Consider the following 15,654-nt stretch of genomic DNA (forward strand, 5'->3'; position numbering starts at 1 on the left):
ATTTTTACAAATCTCCTTTTCTTAAAGGTATGACATCCTTGAGCAGTGGATGATGTTTATCTGCTTCCGAAACTTCTGCTTCTGCTAGGTTTTCCCACTGGATTCCCAAAGCTGGGTCTGCATAGTTGACAAAAGCATATTTAGGCTTGAGTTCAAGTGCCCAATAGTCATTGACCAGATAGCTATAAGAAACTGTATCCGATAGGACTTGGAAACCATTGGCTACGCCACGAGGGACAAAGATTCCCTTACTTGCATCAATCTCGGTCTGATAAACATTTCCAAAAGTCTCACCTTCACGTAGGTCAACCCAAGAACCCAGAACCTTGCCACCATCTGCTACTGAGATGTACTTGTCCCAAGGTTCAGCATGGAGGCCCCGGAGAACATTTTTGCGAGAAAAGCTGATGTTGTTTTGCAGTTTTCCTTCTGCAAAGAAGCTTTCAGGAAAACCAAGCGGTAGCATCTTTTCTTTCTGAAAATTTTCCTTAAACCAGCCACGATTGTCACCATGAACCGGAATGTCGAACTCTAACAAACCTGGAATGGCATCAATCTTGCGCACTGCAAGTGTTTTGCCGAAAAAATTATCTGTCATCTAAATTTCTCCAATCAAACGGAGCAAGTATTGCCCGTATTCGTTCTTCTTGAGAGGTTGCGCCAACTTCAGCACATCTTCGCGGCTGATATAACCCATTCGGTAGGCAATTTCTTCTAGATTGGCAACCTGAACATTTTGCATCCTTTGAACCGTTTCGATATATTGGGATGCTTCTAACAGACTCTCATGTGTCCCTGTATCCAGCCAGGCAAAACCACGTCCCATAACTTCAACTGACAAATCCCCACGCTTCAAATAAGCATTGTTAACATCTGTGATTTCCAACTCGCCACGAGCACTCGGTTTGATCTGTTTGGCAATCTCCACAACGTCATTGTCATAGAAATAAAGACCTGTCACTGCATAGTTAGAGCGAGGATTCTCTGGTTTTTCTTCAATGGAAATGGCATTCATGTCTGTATCAAACTCGACCACACCAAAACGCTCTGGATCCTTCACTTGGTAGCCAAAAACAGTCGCACCCTTCTCTTTCTTGGCTGCCTTTTGAAGCATTTTGCTCAAACCAGGTCCATGATAGATATTATCCCCCAAGATCAATGCAACACTATCGTCACCGATAAATTCTTCACCGATAAGAAAAGCCTGAGCAAGTCCGTCGGGACTAGGCTGTTCCGCATAGGAAAGCTTGATCCCAAATTCGGAACCATCCAAGAGCAGGTCCTTAAAACGGGGTAAATCCTGTGGTGTTGAGATGATCAAAATGTCCTTAATCCCAGCCAACATCAAGGTTGACAAAGGATAGTAAATCATGGGTTTATCATAAACTGGCATCAGCTGTTTTGATGCAGTTCGAGTAAGTGGGTACAAGCGCGTTCCCGAACCACCCGCAAGAATAATACCTTTCATAATGAAGTAACCTTTCTAACGAACTGATTAATGAGTAGCTTCAAATTCTTACTTCAATTTAGAAATAGCCGATTTCAGATAATCACCATTTCGAAGCGCTACTCCTACTTGTCTAGCATTAGCTGACAGTTTCATGTAATCTCGATCTGTCAAATCGTCTAGTGACTTTTGGAGGTCATGTAAAGAATCAACTGCTATTCCACACTGTTTGTCCAGTACAAAGTGGGCCAGAGCCGATTCCTTCCACACTACTAGTGGGAAACCTGATGCCAAATAAAGAGAAGCCTTGTGCGAGTTGTTAAAGCGTAGGTAGTTTCCGTAAGAACCTTGACAGGTTTCTGAGCTGTCTCCGTCCCAGACCAAACCAAAACTACCTTCAAGAGCAGCTGGGAGGTCATCTGGCATAAAGGAACCAAAGTAGCTAGTGTTTTTCAATGCACGACTTTCATCATAGCCCACTCCGTACAAGTTATAGGCTGGCTGTTCTGGCAAGTTATAAAGATAACCTGACTTTGCAGGGTTCAAATTTCCAGCAACGATAATAGGCTGATCTTTTTGGAGATTTGGTTTTTCAGCAAAGTTTGGAATCAGATAGTCAAAAATCTCCAAGCTAACCATTTTATCTGCTGGCACTCCTTGACCTACCAGAACTTTCTTCATGATATCGTTATGAACGATAATGCCATCCACTGACATCAAAGCTTTCTTTTCCTGGAAGTAATTTCTCACTTTATGACGGAATTTTACTTCTGAACCTGCTGCATGACGCAAGGTTTCAATATCATGGATCAACAGATAGAATTTTGCTCCTCTTTTTTGCGCCTGCTTGATGAGTTGTGAGATGAAAAATGTATGGTGGATAATAGGGAACTGAATCACCAATTCATCTCCAGCTCCCAACTGATCAAACACAGACTTGGTCGCACGATATTTGTGTTGTTGAGCTTTAAAGAAATTCATCTTATACCAATTCTCAACCTTGAGCTCCAAGCCCTCATAACCCTCTGAGATTAGAATAGCTTCCACGTCATTCCGTGCCTTACTCCCTGCATTCTTTTCGTGTGCATTATGCAGAAATGAATCCTTCAGATAATATTTCACCTTTTCTCCCCTTTATCTGTGAAGTTTCTAGATACTCTCTAGTTCTTCCTCTACCACATCCAATGCACGTTCAACAGTCACATGCATATCATAATATTTATAATCTGCCAAGCGACCACAGAAGATCACGCGTCCATTTTTCTCAGCTTCTGCTAGATACTGCTCATAAATAGCATTGTTTTTGGCATCATTGATTGGATAATAAGGTTCATCTCCTCTTTTCCAATCTGCTGGATATTCACGAGTAATAACGGTCTTGGCCTGAGTCCCAAACTCAAAATGTTTGTGCTCGATGATACGCGTATAAGGTATATCACGTTCAGTATAGTTGACTACAGCATTTCCTTGATAATTTTCTTGGTCCAGAATCTCATGCTCAAAACGGAGACTGCGATACTCTAGTTCACCAAACTTATAGTCAAAGAACTGGTCAATCATCCCTGTGAAGACAAGCTTAGTTGCTGAAGCCTCCAAGCTCTTACGATCAGCAAAGAAATCTGTATTAAGCTCTACTTCGATTCCTTCCAACAACTTTTCGATGATGACATTGTAACCACCAATTGGAATCCCTTGGTAACGGTCGTTGAAATAATTATTGTCATAAGTCAATCGAACTGGTAAACGCTTGATGATAAAGGGTGGTAGTTCAGTAGCAGAACGCCCCCATTGCTTTTCGGTGTAACCCTTGATTAGCTTTTCATAGACATCCGTACCAATCAACTTAATGGCTTGTTCCTCTAAGTTTTTAGGCTCAACATCTTGCATGTGTGTCGTCTGCTCAGCAATTTTGTCCTTGACTTCTTGGGGTGTCTTTGTCCCCCACAAAGCATAGAAAGTATTCATGTTAAAAGGCAGATTGTAAAGATGTCCTTGATAGTTGGCAATGGGAGAATTGATGTAATTGTTAAACTCCGCAAACTGATTGACATAATCCCAGACCTTTTTATTGGATGTATGGAAGATATGAGCCCCATACTTGTGGACATTGATTCCTTCAACAGATTGGCAATAGATATTCCCACCGATGTGGTCACGTTTGTCAATCACCTTCACCTTCTTGCCACGTTTGTTGGCTTCGTGGGCAAAGATTGCACCTGACAAGCCAGCACCGACAATCAAATAATCGTACATAAAATCTCCTTATTTCTTTAAAACACTTTTTAGTTCTTGAAAATCCAAGACACGTAAGACCAAAACCAAGCCACCGTAGACTAGGAAGCCAAGCAGAGAATAGATCAAGACATTCACAACAGACGAGAAGTGCATGAAAGCTTGTACAGAATACAAAGCGCCGTACATCAGTAGTGCTGCTAGAAGTATTTTTAGCATGGATGGTAGAATCTTGACCTCTTTTAGATACGAACGTGTAAAGTAGAGTTGGATCAGCCAGACCAAACCTTCAGTCGCAACAGATACAATTGAAGCTCCAATATAGCCCAGAGGCGGGATCAAGAGGAGATTCAAGCCCACACTAAAAACAGCTGGAATAGTTGTTGATAGCATAAATTCACGATTCTTATTGTGAGGAATCAAGATTTGAATTCCCATTATGTTAGTCCAGCCAATAAAGAACATTCTAAAGACCATGATGGCAATCGCATAGCGAGCATCTTGGAAGTCTTGCCCCAGGAAAAAATTGACAAAATCTTTGTTAACAATTAAAATCCCCGCAATCATCGGGAAGATAACCAAGTTATACACTAAGAAAGACATTTCATGTAACTTGTTAACCGCCTTTTGATTACCTGATGAGAGGAGATTGGAGACCCGAGGCAACATAACACTACCAAGCGACGTTACCAAAGTCAACAAAATATTCAATAATTTCAAGGCTTGATCATAGATCCCGACATCCTTGGTCGAAGACAAGGCACCCAACATGGTGCGATCTAGCGTGATGTAGAGTGAAATGGCAATCTGTGGCAGAAACAAGAGAATGACTGGTTTGATATGCTCTTTGGCATAGGCTATATCCAAATGCGGCTTGCGAATGTGCTCCCGAGCAGGAAGCCACATACTCAACTGACCTAGTAGATCATAGGCAACCAAGAGGATGATATACAAGTACAAGTCGGATGGTTTCTTAACAAATAGGAATATCGAAACAACACCTAGAAGTTTGACCATTGTGTTACGAGCTGTGATTTTTTTGAAATCTTCTAACCCTTGAAAAAGCCAAGAAATATCAAAACCACGAGACAGCAAACTAAAGCCAAGTATATAGGCAATTGGATTGTTCATCGACGGCATAAGTAAGCAGACAATGATATAAAGCGTAACTGCTAAACAGGTTGAAAGGACTTGTAAACTGTAAATACCCCAGAAGGTCTTTTCGACTTCCTTACGATGGCCGGAAATTTCCTTTGTCCCATAATTGGCTACTCCCAGCGTCGCCAGTAGGATAAAATAAGTCACGATAGAATTATAGTATCCGTATGACCCCAAATCATCCGAGGAGAAAACCCGAGTAATATAGGGTGTAGTAATGACTGGTAAAACGATTACTAACAGCTGATAAGAAAGATTATATAAATAATTTTTTAATACTTTCACAAGGAGTTCCTCGTTGTAGATTTCTTCGATTCAAATTCAATAACTGGCAAGGTTGCAAATAGAGTAAACATAAAAATATTATAAGACGGGCGAACCCAGAAGGCCTCAAACATACAGTTGACTGCTATTAAGGATAAGGCCGTCAATAGCAAATAATTCTTTTTGCGATAAAGAGACCAAGACCTAACTATGTATAACACGACCAATAAGAGAACTGGAATCATCCCATAGGTAAAGAGCATCTGAACGTAGGAAGAGTCTACATAGTCGTAGCTCAAAACGGATTCTGTACGCCCCCCATAACCGATAAATGATATGCCCCGAATCCCAAACCACTGCACTGCATATTTTTTTAGTGCCTCATGTCCTAGGTGTAATCTCATACTAAAAAAATTGTTTAGAGCCACATACATTGGATGAGACCAGGTAAATTTAGAAGAGAGATAAATCATTACTGAAGACGCTATACCAGCCGATAAAGGAAGTAAAGCAAAAAGCCGTCGCTGTTTATCATTTCGGAAATAAAAGTACAGAAAAATGAGCGCCATTACAGTAATAGAAGCGGCATTAAGCCTCGCATCGCAATATCGAATAATGAAATAAGCCAGACCAAATCCTAAGGCAGTCCGTAAAATAATGAATTTCTTTCTAAAGATATACGATATAGCTGTATATAGATAAAAACAGTGAGAAGCAAAATCAGTTGGATAAATAAAGCCAAATGAATTTCGAACAACGACTCCCGCAGATCGTGATTGGACAAATTGCAAGTTTGGAATAGCACCAATCACGGCCAAGAGCACTATCAATACAATAAAAAACAAGGCTACAACAGAGTATATTTTAAGTACACTTTCCATCTCAGCCTTGTAAAGAAAGACAAGCAGAAACATATACATCAATGCATTAAGGTTCCCAGTCTTATAGTAAACCATGCCCCCAGCAAAAAGAAGAATTGGTGCAAAGATGAGATAGCTTATAGAGTAGTGATGAATATAAGCAAATCGCATAGCAAGTAAAAGGACCGCAAAAAAAGGAACTAGATTAGGAATATTAGGTAAAACAGGAGCTAACATAGACGTATTGATCATATCTATGGAGACAACCACTATTAAAACTGCTGCAATTAGCAATTTATCACGTTCTAACTTTAACATTTTCTTTTTCCTTTTCTTCTTTCGTCCCTAACTCTTACTTAGGATTTTTTTAACTTTTTAAATTGATAATAGAGCCGCGGATACTTAGTAATTAAAACATAGAGGATCCTACGTTTCTTGCTAACTCTAGCATTCTTCAAGACAAGAGGCAAATAAGGCCTGGTTTCCTCCTGAAGTCTCTTGAATTCTACTGAATCCCCATCCTTAATCATCGTAAAGATAAGAAGACTTCCTGTAAAGAAGCGTGAAATGATAGCTTCTTGGAGTTCTGAACTCTCAGGATAGGTTGCATTCACAACCTCTTTTAAATGATCAATTGCTTCGTAAAACTCGTATTGTTTTGGAGTGAAAGCCGAGGCAGTAATGCTACCAGGTCTATGGTAATAATGGTAAATCGGAAGATGGTACAAGGCCACGGATTGGGCTTGGTTGAGATGCTCACTGATAACATAGAGGTCTTCGTAGATGCGCCCCTTGGGGAAGGGAGCTTTCTCAAGAAGTTCTTTCCGATAGAGTTTCCCACAAGCAGAGACCGTCACAAGGTCTCCATAAAGCATCTCAGTCAGAGCCTTTGCCTTGTCATAGACCTTAACTTGGTCTAAATCAAGCTGATCCAAGTGAAAATTTTGAAAACGATGATAGTGAGCTGTTGGCTCTACTTTGCCACTCACCATATCTGCTTGGGTACGACTTTGTAGCTCTGCTAGCAGTTCCAAGGCGCAGGGTTCCAGATAGTCGTCTGGATCTAGGAAAGTAATCCAGTCACCCTTGGCTTTTAAGACCCCATAGTTCCGAGCATCAGACAAGCCACCGTTGACCTTATGGTAGCTAGTCACCCAATCATATTGCTGGGCATACTGGTCACACAAGTGTCCTGAGCCATCACTCGAGCCGTCATCAATCAAGAGGACTTCCATATCCTTGTAAGTCTGATGTTCCAAACTCTCCATGGCATAATGAAGGTAGTTCTCCACATTGTAAACAGGCACAATTACCGAAATCATATTTTCTTTTCTTTCTCTTACTTAGTTTTACAGTTTAAATCTCAAATGAGCTTCTATCTGGAAGCAGTTGATCCATAGCCTTGATAAAGTCTGTCATCACCTGCTCCTCGTCTTGAATGTTAAATCCATCATTGATACACATAATTTGGTATTTGCCAGAATTTAGTATCTTCCAAAAATCTGGTCCGGCATTATCCAAAGAAAAGAGTCCCCCCAACTTAGGATTTCCGACAGCGTATTGACCACTGGCAATCTGCCAATACTTAAAGAGCCAAACATTGGTATCAGAAGGATTTCTAAAGCGACTAGCCGAGGTTCTTTCCAAGACAGCTTTTTCCTTTTCCCATACCAAGTTCATCGTTGATCTTAGTAGAGGATAGGGCAGATGACTCTCCCAGAAACCACAGATAAACTGACTATTTCTGTATAGTAGCGACTTAACGATACTTTTTAATCCCTGCTTTGGATCAAAGAATTGGCCATTCTTCAAAATTTCATTTCGACTGAAATAGCTAGTGACAATCTCCATGTCATTTATCTGAAAATTCCCCGTTCCATATCGCTCAGGAATAATCGGTGAAAGAGCCGTATTATATTTGGGTAAACCATCCTCTGAGAAAAAATCTGTCGGCTCGACTGGAGCTGTCAAATACATATCGTCATTAAAAAAAACAAAATGCTCAGAGAGTCCGGGGATCCGATGGATATTACTTTCGATAGGATTGGCAGAAAAAACTGGCAGGTAGTCATTGCAGATAATCTCTGTATGATCTACCAATACCAATTTATCACTGTTTAACTCTAACCAGCTTGGCTTTTGCTGGTCGGTCACGAGGTAGACCTTATTAACCCAAGGAGCAAATTTTTCAACTCCTCTAAACCAATATTTAAAGGTCCCCCATTCTCGGTAAGCCTTGACTGAATTCATACTCTGTTTAGAAGTATTAACCGATCCATCATAGCTTGATTTTTTTTCTTGCCACACAGGATCATTCCCATCAACCCAAGTAACAACAAAATCTATTTTATTCATAACTAATCTTTTCTATCTGTTTTATACAACTCCGAAAAGTTCTTGATGTAACTCTCCAAAGAAAACAGCTCTTTTTGTCTCTGATATCCTACTCGCCCAAATTTTTCTCTTTTTTCAGAACTATCTAGTAAGAGAGAAATGGCATTAGAAAGTTCTTGAGGACGATTTGGTTTGACTAAGCAACCACTTTTGTCATCTACTACCATTTCAGCTATTCCCCCATTGTTATAACCAACAACTGGTTTTGAACAAGCCATGGCTTCTAGGACCACTGTAGGTAGGGAATCAGGTTTTATACTTGGTAAGACAAAGATATCAAACATATTATAAAGTTCAGAAGTCTTATCGTAGTAATCAATACGATGAATTTGTGACACAACAGATGAAGAAGCTATTCTCTTATCTAGTTCTTCTAAGCGCCATTCTTCACCAGGAAAAACACCTCCAGCTAGGAAAGCCACCGCTTGCTCATTCTTTTCCAAAAGTGGCTCGACTGCTTCTATGAAATCATTTTGTCCTTTGATAGCATTGACCCGACCAATCATGCCAATCACAAGTGCATCTTGCGCAATGTCAAATTTTTCACGAATAGAAGACGCATCCATTGGATAATAGACAGTATTATCGACACCGTTATAAATCACTTCCACTTGGCTATCTTTGATAAAAGGAGACTGCTTGATATGATTAGCGACCGCTTGGGACACCGTCACAATCTTGTCTGCATATCGTCCCATGAGCATATTGATAAAGTCAGAAATAGCTTTGGGTTTGACGATAATCTCATGAACATGCCAAATCAAAGGCAGCTTGAGCTTGCGTTTCAAATAGATGCCCTCCAAAACAGCCGCTGTATTATTGTGAACCATATCTATACTGTGTTGTCGAGCATAGAGGGCGATTTGCTTAGCATAGAAATTATAAGAGCGAATATAGTCGGCAATGCCTTTAGGATTAAAGTATTTTCTACGTAAAATCGGATAATCCAACACACTGACCTGAGCCCCAACTTGACGCAAGGCCTCGACTAAAACACCATCATTTGGCAGGATGACATGAGCTTCAAATTCTTTGGAATCCAATCCTTTGATCAATTCCAATAAGACCTTATCTGCTCCATACATTTCTGCACCAGCATGCAAGTATAAAATCCGTTTCATTCCCTATCCTTTAAACACTTCTTCATAATCTGACACAATCTTTTCCCATGTGAAAGCTGAGAGGATTCTTTGGCTTGACTTGAAATCCAAGTCAGTTATTGCTGCCTGATCAAATCCTTCTACTTCCTCAATGACACGTGCCAACTCATCTTTTTTCCAATAAATGGCCCCATCTTCACCAACTTCACGGTTAAAGCCAACATCTAGCAACAAATTTAGTTTTGTGGATGCTAGGGCTTCCAGTAAAGAAGGGTTGGTTCCTCCAACCTCATGCCCATGGAAATAGGCAAAGGCGTTTTCACGAATGTACTTGAGTAACTCTTGGTCATAGACAGTACCGACAAATTTGACCCTAGGATCTTTGTCAAAACCAGTATCCCGTAACAACTGGTCGTAAAATTTATTCTGCTCCACATTTGTGATGAGAACAAAGTCCTTTTTGGACTTGGACTTGATAAATTCACGAATCATGGCTTCGTAGTTATTTTCAGGAACAAATCGTCCCACTACTAGATAATAGCCATTTTCGCTAACTCCTTTTTCCTGATACCAGTTTCGAACCTTGGTATCTTCTGCCTTCAGGCTTGAAGGAGCAGTGTCTGTCCCATAGGCAATATAGGTGGTCTTTGGTTGATACTGTTTATAGTCCTCTCGAATATATTGTTCGATATTTTTGCTATCACATACCAATAAATCAGCATGCTTGACCATGAGTTGCTCTGAGAATTTCCAGTACTTACGAACTGGTAAGCTCCATTTTGCTCGTAGCCATTCATGACCATCTGGATTTACCAGCAACCGGCCACCGATCACACGAATCTTTTTCTTAAGTCCAGAAATAAAAGGACCGATGCGACAAGCTAGAATATAAAAAATGGGAGCCTCGTCCTTGTTTTCCTTAGCCAATTCAATAGCCTTGTTGACCGCTGCAATATCGTAAGCGATAGCACGAGCCGGGCCAATATTAGGAACATCAATGTTGAAACAAATGGCCCCATTATGCTCAAACTGGTCATCCGTGATGCCAGATTTAGCTGAATTTTCACGCATACAAGCAACATAGTATTGTATGTTGCTGTCTTTTTGATATTCGGTTAATTTTTCAACAAAGGTTTCAAATCCTCCATACTTGGCAGGAATCCCCTTTGAACCAATGATATAAACTGACTGTTTCATTTCTCTCCTAACAAGACTGAGGGGCAGAAATTACTTCGCCCCATATCTCATAAATACAACCTTAACGGTCTTCAATAAAATTTCAATATCTTTCCAAATAGTCCAATCATCAATATAGGCTACATCTAATTTGACAACTTCATCGAAATCCTTGATCTCGCTTCGTCCACTGACTTGCCACAAGCCTGTTATCCCAGGTTTAAAACTCAATCGACGTTTTTGTTCAGGTGTATACTTTTCATACTCATCCACTGTTGGGGGACGGGTCCCGACCAGACTCATATCTCCGATTAAAACATTCCAAAACTGAGGCAACTCATCTATGCTGGTCTTACGAATAAAGCGACCAATTGGTGTGATACGAGGATCATCATCAACCTTAAACATACCACCTTGCATGGTATTTTGAGCCAAAAGTTCTTGTTTGCGTTTCTCAGCATTCACGCACATAGATCTAAATTTATAGAAAGTGAAATGTCGGCCATTTTTTCCAATACGAGTTTGAGAAAAAATCGCTGGTCCACCATCTTTTCTAATCATTGGAACCAAAACAATACTCACCAAACCGCAGATAATCAGTCCGACAATTGAACCACAAATATCAATGATCCGTTTAGCGACCACATGACTAGGTTTATAAAATTTTGTTGAAAAAGATACAACATTCAAACCTGCCATTTCACGAATTTTTTTATCACTACCTAGATTATCGTTAAAAGCATTGAGATTGACTGTCACATCTATTCCCATGGTTTCAAAGAGAGAAATATAATCTTCAATGTTATACTCTTCACTAGGTAGATTGATAAAGACCTCATCGACAACTTCATGAGTTGTATAGTCTAAAATATTTTCAGCAGGAATGACTTTTAAATGTTCATGACGGAAGTTTGGCTGATCTAAAACACTAACCGCTTCTAACTCCCATAAAATTTCACTTGCTTCTATCAGTCTATCCATTACTTTCTCAACTCTAGAAGTCGCCGTTATCAAAAAGACTTTCTTTCTTCCTTTTAAGTTTGGGAATAGTCGTTTCCAATAACGCTTAATACATAGATTCATCAGATAAAGCAAAATGGAATGTATTATCAAAAAATACACCATCCCTCGTCTTGAAATGCTAAAACGATCTTCTAAGAAAAAATTCGAGATGCTAATCGCTAAAGCAAAGAAAATAATATATTTTGCTGTTCTGATAAACTCTGCCAAGTACCCTCTTTTGAAAAAATCTTGTCCGTAATCACTAATATGAAAGACAAGATAATGGAGAATGTATAGAATTACCATTGAGGTGTATACAATCTCTGTTTCTTTAACAAAACTGAGTAAATAAGCTAAAATAATGACAAGAAAACTCTGGAATACTGCCAAAGAAATCTTCAATCCCTTTTCTTCCATAATATCTTCCCTAGGCTATTTATTATTTTTTGCCATAATTCCCATAGTTTCCATATGCTCCATAGGAGCCATATTTTTCGACTGAAGTATTAAATTTATTTAGAACTACTCCTAGAAATGGTTTACTTGTTTGTTCGAGTTGTTCTTTAGCTTTTTGGACATCGCGACGATTTGTTTCACCAGCCGCAGTCACCAAAACAGAAGCATCACATTTCTGTGTAATGATTGCAGCATCAATAACAACTCCTATCGGTGCGGTATCAACAATGATATAATCAAAGTATTTATGCAGAGTATCAATCATAGTTGCAAAATTTTCACTTTGTAGCAAAGCTGTAGGGTTTGGGGATACAGAACCTGCCTGGATAACAAATAAATTTTCAACATTTGTTTCGCATAAACCTTGTGATAAGTCTGTTGTCCCTGATAAATATTCTGTTAACCCTGTAATCTTTTCACGTGATTTAAAAACACCCGACATGACAGAATTACGGATATCCGCATCGATTAACAGTGTCTTATATCCCGCACGCGCGAAAGCCCAAGCAATATTAGTAGAAGTTGTTGATTTTCCTTCCCCAGACTTTACAGATGTAATTGCAATTACTTTTAAATTATTCCCACTCAGTTGAATATTGGTGCGAAGCGCATTGTAGTACTCTTCAGCTTTTCTTGCCTGATCCAATTTTTTGTGTGCAATTTCTAACGTTGGCATTTCTCTCTCCTATCTCAATTTATCCAAGTTTGGAACAACTCCCAAGAGTGCAATTTGCATAACATCCTCAACATCTTCTGGGCGTTTCACTCGTGTATCCAAGAGTTCGACAAGGAGAACAGTGACAACCATCGCAACTGCTCCCACAAGGAATCCAACCATTGTATTACGACGAATATTTGGAGACGATGGCGATGTTGCAGGACGTGCTTCTTCAAGTGTAGTCACATCTGAAACGCGCGTTACACTGATGATTTTTTGAGCAGCAACCTCTCTCAAAGAGTTGGCAATCCGACTTGCTTCTTCTGGTACGCGATCAGTAACAGAGATAGAGACAATACGCGTATCAACAGGAACTGTTACTTTAATTTTACTAGCAAGACCTTTTGGAGGGAGTTCTAGTTTCAAATCAGTCGCAACCTTCTCTAAAACGTCTTGCGAGAGAATGATTTCTCGATAGTCTTTTACCAAGTAAGATCCTGCTTGCAAGTCTTGGTTAGTCAAGCCAGGCTTATCTCCCTGATTGCGATTGACCACATAAATTCGGGTCGTACTCGTAAACTCCGGCTTCACAATAAAACTACTGTAGGCAAATGCTACTGTCCCTGTCACGAATGCTACCAAAGCAATTAAAAATTTTCGTTTCCAAAGGATTTTAAGTAAGTGAAATACATCGATTTCCATCATATTTTGTTCTTTCATTTTTTCTCCTAAATCAATTGATCCATTATTATTTTTCGGGGATTATCCTTAAAAAGTTCCTTAGCCTTATCTTCGCTGTATTTTTTGGCAATGATATCATAGGCTTCCTCCATATGAGGAGGTCTGTGATCCAAGTTGTGCATATCACTTGCTATCACATGAACCAGATCTCGTTCCAAGAAATACTGGGCTCTCTTTTTCATAAATTTATAGGTTTCTCCGAAGAGTTTTGGTTTCAAAACATGAGAACTATTAACCTGAGTATAACATCCCATGTCAATTAGTTCTCGCACGCGCTTTTCATTGTTTTCTAAAGCATCGTAACGTTCAATGTGGGCAATGACGGGTGTAATGCCTAGCATTAGAATATCACTCAATCCCTTATGCATATCTCGATAAGCTGTATTCATACTAAACTCAATCAAAGCATAGCGACTATCGTTAAGGGTTGGGATTAATTTCTTTTCTAACTTCTCAACAACATCTGGCGTATAGTAGATTTCTGCCCCATAGGCAATGATTAGGTCATCAGCAACTTCCTTAGCCATTTCTCGTACCTTCAGAAAGTTGGTTGCGATTTTTTCTTCAGGAGTTTCGAACATCCCTTTTCGTCTATGCGATGTTGAAACGATTGTCCGCACTCCTTGACTATAGGCCTCTCTAAGAAGTTTTTTACTCTCCTCTATCGACTTTGGACCATCGTCCACATCAAAAACGATGTGCGAATGGATATCTATCATGCTACTTGCCCTCCATCACATCATTGATAGCAGCTTTGGCAGCGGCCAAGCTACTTTCATCAATTTCCATCATGTAGAGGTTACTATCTGGCATAGCGTATGAAGGAAGATCCGTGCGTCCAGTTCCCTTCAAGTCTTGAGAGTTGACTTTGTAATTCCCGCCACTCTCCAATTGAGTATTAACCAGATCCATCATGGTTTCCAAAGGCATATTGGTCTGAAGAGAATCTTGCAATCCTTGGATGATGTTATCGTAGTTTTTTAAAGCCTCAGTTGACGTCAACTTCTGAATAATAGCTACAATAACCTTTTGTTGGTTCCGACCACGATCTCGATCTCCATCTGCTAGAGAGTAGCGCTCACGGACAAAACCAAGAGCCTGCTCAGAGTCTAAATGAACATTCCCAACAGGGAAATGGTACTTGCCATGCAAAGAAGTGAAATCCTGATCATTATAGACATCAACACCACCTAAAAGGTCAATCAATTTCAAGAAAGAAGTGAAGTTCAAGCGAACATAGTAGTTAATATCCACCCCATAGAGATTTTCCAAAGTATGAATCGACGAGTCCACTCCATAGATTCCAGCGTGGGTCAATTTATCCTTTTGATTATTTCCCCCATCCGCGATCGGAACATAGGAATCTCGAGGCGTTGTAGTCAGAAGGATTTTCTTGGTATCTCGGTTCACAGTCATCAAAATGTTTACATCTGAACGCGAAACGGAACTAATCGGACCATAGGTATCAATACCACTCACATAAATATTGAAAGCTTTATTCTTTGATACCTTTGGTGCCGCTACATCCTTAGTTAATTGTTTTGTATAGATTTTTTTGATTTTTGAAGCATAATCTGGATACTCTGCTTCAATGATATTTTCAAAAACACTATTTAAGACAATTGCTTTCGTTTCGCCAGAAAGCAGACTCTTATAAGCTGCTAGATAAGAAGTACTCTGTTCAACTGTCAAGTCTTTACTCTGTGTCGTCTTAATATCCGCCACCAACTTTTGGATATTATCATTATCTGTTTCAGTCGGACCTGTTACACTATCCAACTGGGTCACATTATTGATTTCACTATCTTTCAAAACGACCACACTCATCGAATACTCTGAGTAGTTTGAGGTCGCATTGATATGATTGGTAAAACCGACAAACTGTTGCAAAGCATAGAGAGAAACGGAGCTAACTACGATAGCAAGTGTCAAAAAGAAAACCGTAAACTTCTCGGCTTTTTTATACACTATCAGAAGGATTGCAATTACAATAGAAATTAGAATTAAAATCGTAGCCAGAATATTGAGATATCTAAAGGCCAGGATATTATGTTTAAAAATCAAGAACAACAAAAAACCACTCAATAAAAAATAAATGGATAATAAGAATATATTAATATTTCGCTTCGCATTCCCTAAACGAGCTCTCTTTGAGCGTCTACTCAT

General features: G+C 39.6%; 15 protein-coding genes. All 15 read right to left on the reverse strand.

The features are described 5' to 3' along the window. Positions 1-4: 4 nt before the first annotated feature. Genes CO686_RS07650 through cpsA form a run of 15 tightly spaced genes read right to left on the reverse strand, consistent with a single transcriptional unit; the run spans position 5 to position 15,654 of the window. Entirely contained in the window at positions 5-598 is a 594-nt protein-coding gene (locus CO686_RS07650) for a dTDP-4-dehydrorhamnose 3,5-epimerase family protein (RefSeq protein ID WP_096753691.1), read from the reverse strand. Continuing rightward, positions 599-1,468, reverse strand: a complete 870-nt coding sequence (gene rfbA, locus CO686_RS07655) for a glucose-1-phosphate thymidylyltransferase RfbA (protein WP_096753692.1) — start codon at positions 1,466-1,468, stop codon at positions 599-601. Between the two features lie 48 nt (positions 1,469-1,516). After that, positions 1,517-2,569 carry a glycosyltransferase gene (locus CO686_RS07660; RefSeq protein WP_000878648.1) on the reverse strand — a complete coding sequence of 351 codons (1,053 nt, stop codon included), beginning with the start codon at positions 2,567-2,569 and terminating at the stop codon, positions 1,517-1,519. A 27-nt stretch (positions 2,570-2,596) separates the two neighbouring features. Beyond that, complete coding sequence (gene glf / locus CO686_RS07665) at positions 2,597-3,700, reverse strand: UDP-galactopyranose mutase (RefSeq protein ID WP_049550237.1); 1,104 nt, start codon at positions 3,698-3,700, stop codon at positions 2,597-2,599. 9 nt (positions 3,701-3,709) lie between these two features. After that, the gene (locus CO686_RS07670; protein WP_096753693.1) at positions 3,710-5,122 is read right to left on the reverse strand and encodes a flippase; all 1,413 of its coding nucleotides are present in this window, start codon (positions 5,120-5,122) and stop codon (positions 3,710-3,712) included. Further along, positions 5,119-6,279, reverse strand: a complete 1,161-nt coding sequence (locus CO686_RS07675) for a hypothetical protein (RefSeq protein ID WP_049501002.1) — start codon at positions 6,277-6,279, stop codon at positions 5,119-5,121. The genes CO686_RS07670 and CO686_RS07675 overlap by 4 nt, the downstream gene beginning before the upstream one ends. Positions 6,280-6,317: 38 nt before the next feature. Beyond that, positions 6,318-7,283, reverse strand: a complete 966-nt coding sequence (locus CO686_RS07680; protein ID WP_049501000.1) for a glycosyltransferase family 2 protein — start codon at positions 7,281-7,283, stop codon at positions 6,318-6,320. Positions 7,284-7,317: 34 nt separating this feature from the next. Then, positions 7,318-8,316, reverse strand: a complete 999-nt coding sequence (locus CO686_RS07685) for a Stealth CR1 domain-containing protein (RefSeq protein ID WP_049500998.1) — start codon at positions 8,314-8,316, stop codon at positions 7,318-7,320. Positions 8,317-8,318: 2 nt separating this feature from the next. Beyond that, complete coding sequence (locus CO686_RS07690; protein ID WP_049500996.1) at positions 8,319-9,476, reverse strand: glycosyltransferase family 4 protein; 1,158 nt, start codon at positions 9,474-9,476, stop codon at positions 8,319-8,321. A gap of 3 nt (positions 9,477-9,479) precedes the next feature. Then, a complete protein-coding gene (gene cps2T / locus CO686_RS07695) occupies positions 9,480-10,652 on the reverse strand; it encodes a beta 1-4 rhamnosyltransferase Cps2T (RefSeq protein ID WP_096753694.1) in 1,173 nt (390 codons plus the stop codon). Positions 10,653-10,682: 30 nt separating this feature from the next. Then, a complete protein-coding gene (locus tag CO686_RS07700; RefSeq protein ID WP_096753695.1) occupies positions 10,683-12,050 on the reverse strand; it encodes a sugar transferase in 1,368 nt (455 codons plus the stop codon). A 22-nt stretch (positions 12,051-12,072) separates the two neighbouring features. Next, positions 12,073-12,765, reverse strand: coding sequence for a tyrosine-protein kinase (locus CO686_RS07705; protein WP_096753696.1), 693 nt, complete (start codon positions 12,763-12,765; stop codon positions 12,073-12,075). A gap of 9 nt (positions 12,766-12,774) precedes the next feature. Further along, entirely contained in the window at positions 12,775-13,467 is a 693-nt protein-coding gene (gene cpsC, locus CO686_RS07710) for a capsular polysaccharide biosynthesis protein CpsC (RefSeq protein WP_000664125.1), read from the reverse strand. Positions 13,468-13,475: 8 nt separating this feature from the next. Next, positions 13,476-14,207 (reverse strand): capsular polysaccharide biosynthesis protein Cps4B, encoded by a 732-nt coding sequence (gene cps4B / locus CO686_RS07715; RefSeq protein WP_096753697.1) that lies wholly within the window; start codon positions 14,205-14,207, stop codon positions 13,476-13,478. 1 nt (position 14,208) lies between these two features. Next, positions 14,209-15,654 (reverse strand): LCP family glycopolymer transferase CpsA, encoded by a 1,446-nt coding sequence (gene cpsA / locus CO686_RS07720; protein WP_096753698.1) that lies wholly within the window; start codon positions 15,652-15,654, stop codon positions 14,209-14,211.

Origin of the sequence: Streptococcus oralis (assembly GCF_002386345.1) — a bacterium.
GTDB classification, from domain to species: Bacteria; Bacillota; Bacilli; order Lactobacillales; family Streptococcaceae; genus Streptococcus; species Streptococcus oralis_S.